This window comes from Pseudomonas sp. 1176_21, assembly GCF_052850635.1.
On sequence record NZ_VXCV01000029.1, the window covers coordinates 1 to 1,876 of the forward strand.

1 protein-coding gene and 1 pseudogene are annotated in these 1,876 nt (G+C 45.4%); both read right to left on the minus strand.

Going from position 1 to position 1,876, the window contains the following annotated elements; all coding sequences use genetic code 11:
• Positions 1–943: 943 nt before the first annotated feature.
• A complete protein-coding gene (locus FW760_RS25920) occupies positions 944–1,420 on the minus strand; it encodes a lytic transglycosylase (protein ID WP_078482008.1) in 477 nt (158 codons plus the stop codon).
• Positions 1,420–1,876 (minus strand): annotated as a pseudogene (locus FW760_RS25925) (hypothetical protein); the annotation flags it as partial. The pseudogene FW760_RS25925 and the gene FW760_RS25920, both read right to left, overlap by 1 nt.

A 1,876-nucleotide genomic window follows, 5' to 3' on the forward strand; every position in this document is an offset into this window, starting at 1 on the left:
CAGCGGCGCCAGCGCCTGCCCGAGGTGGGCGAGGGTGCTGTCGTCGAACTTCACGCCCGCAGCGCCGATCGTGGTCTGCCAGTCCTTGTCGGTGTAGTAGGCAAATGCCTCGGCCATGCTGATGTTATGCTTTTGCGCGAGCGCCTTGGCTTGCTCGGAGATGAGCTTGCGTTCTTCCAGGTGCAGTTTGAATCGCCCCTGGTTTCCTTGACACTCTCCAAGCTCAGAAAATAGCGTTTCTCATACTCTACCGGCGACAGCTGATTGTTGACTTCTCACTTACAAACTAATTGCCGAACTACATTTTGAGCTGTACCTAAAGACAAATTTTCTGCTATTTCCAGTTATCGCAGCGTTGTTGTTTGCCTATGCTCTGCTGAGCATATTTGGTCACGATCATTTCATTTGGCTACAGTACCTCAATAGCTTTTGGGCTTATGCCGCTATCGTCTGGGGATTCTTTCTGCTGGCCATGACAGAGCAACTGGTTGATCCGTTGGAAAAGGCTCGGGACAGGCGAAACAGCTAAGCAAGCGAAGCTATGGAGCGATGTATAACAAAAGCTATACACATGATCCTAGACAAATCAAATAGTTAGCTCTGTTTTGTATTACAAATGTATAGCCATCAATCAGCACGAAAAATGGCTAATCCGTTGATCTACAAGGAAACACTTACCCCGGACGGGGGTGCGTGTTGTGTATTGAGATTTTGCTCCTGTTAAGTAGCGAAAAATCATGCTCAAAAAGGGCGTATTGAGCAGCTAGACCGTAGGTCGTCAGGGTGGGTGCAAAAGGGATGCAACTTGACTGCAGAAAGGATGCAAATAGGATGCAAGAAGGCGGCAAAAAGGGTGCAGACAGGGTGCAAAAACACCGGCGCAAGGCCGGTGCCATATCAACTCAGACCCCTTAAAATTTATAATGGAACTCACCTGCCTGTTTCATCTATCAGCTTTTGTTAAATTAGAGTAACAACCAAACTCGGGAATTTTTTCATAATTTCGAGACGGTTCGAAACTTGATCTAGCCTCTTCAATCTCATGAGGATTAAATTTTTCTCGCCTAATAACAAGACCGCCTTCCTCATTGAAAATATAGGACTCCCCACCTATGACCTCGTCTCCATCCCCTTCAAACTCACGATGAGTCGCCATAGTCAAAAATAAGTTATCCGAATCTGTTACTTGAAATTGGTAGGTCAGGTACTCACGACATTTTTTATCTAAAAAACCGACACCAACCATTCCTTTATCTATGGAGAACTCAACAAAGCAAGATGGCGCAGAGTCCGAGCCAATGAGAGCCGTATATGACTCACCCGAGAGATGCCTAGAATGTGCCAGAGATTCATCCATAGGCTCTATCGCAAACTTCTTCATCCGAAACCAAGTCTTACAATAATAAATAGGTAGCTCCATCAATACACCTTCCCATTAGTATCTCTAATTAAAACCCCTGCTTTATTGGCAGAGTCCAAGATGGCTTTTGGAATTACTCCATTCTGTGGAGGAACCTCCAGAATAACAGTACCTTGCAATTTTTGACCACCCAAAGACCCACTAGATGGAACTTTCGCAATGGTCGCACCAGAAGGGTATTTCGTAATGGCCTCATTTATGTAGCTCTTTGCTGTCGCCTCTGAAACCTCAGAAAGCTGTGTCAATTTACGAGAGACGATTTCGCCTTTTATGGGATTATACGAATCAACACGATAATAGCCATTCCCGTCAGGTCGCTGAATATAAACTTCGTTATTCGGGTAGTTTTTAGACTGTACCTTATTAAACTCATTACCCGCATCAAGCCGTTGCAACCATTCAGGTTTAGACGATGGAGCTACAACATCATCTACCTTTCCAGCAGCGCCACCAGTA

Excerpts from the sequence above, each read along its gene's own strand:
- FW760_RS25920 (WP_078482008.1), bottom strand. The coding sequence starts at position 1,420 with ATGGAGCTACCTATTTATTATTGTAAGACTTGGTTTCGGATGAAGAAG.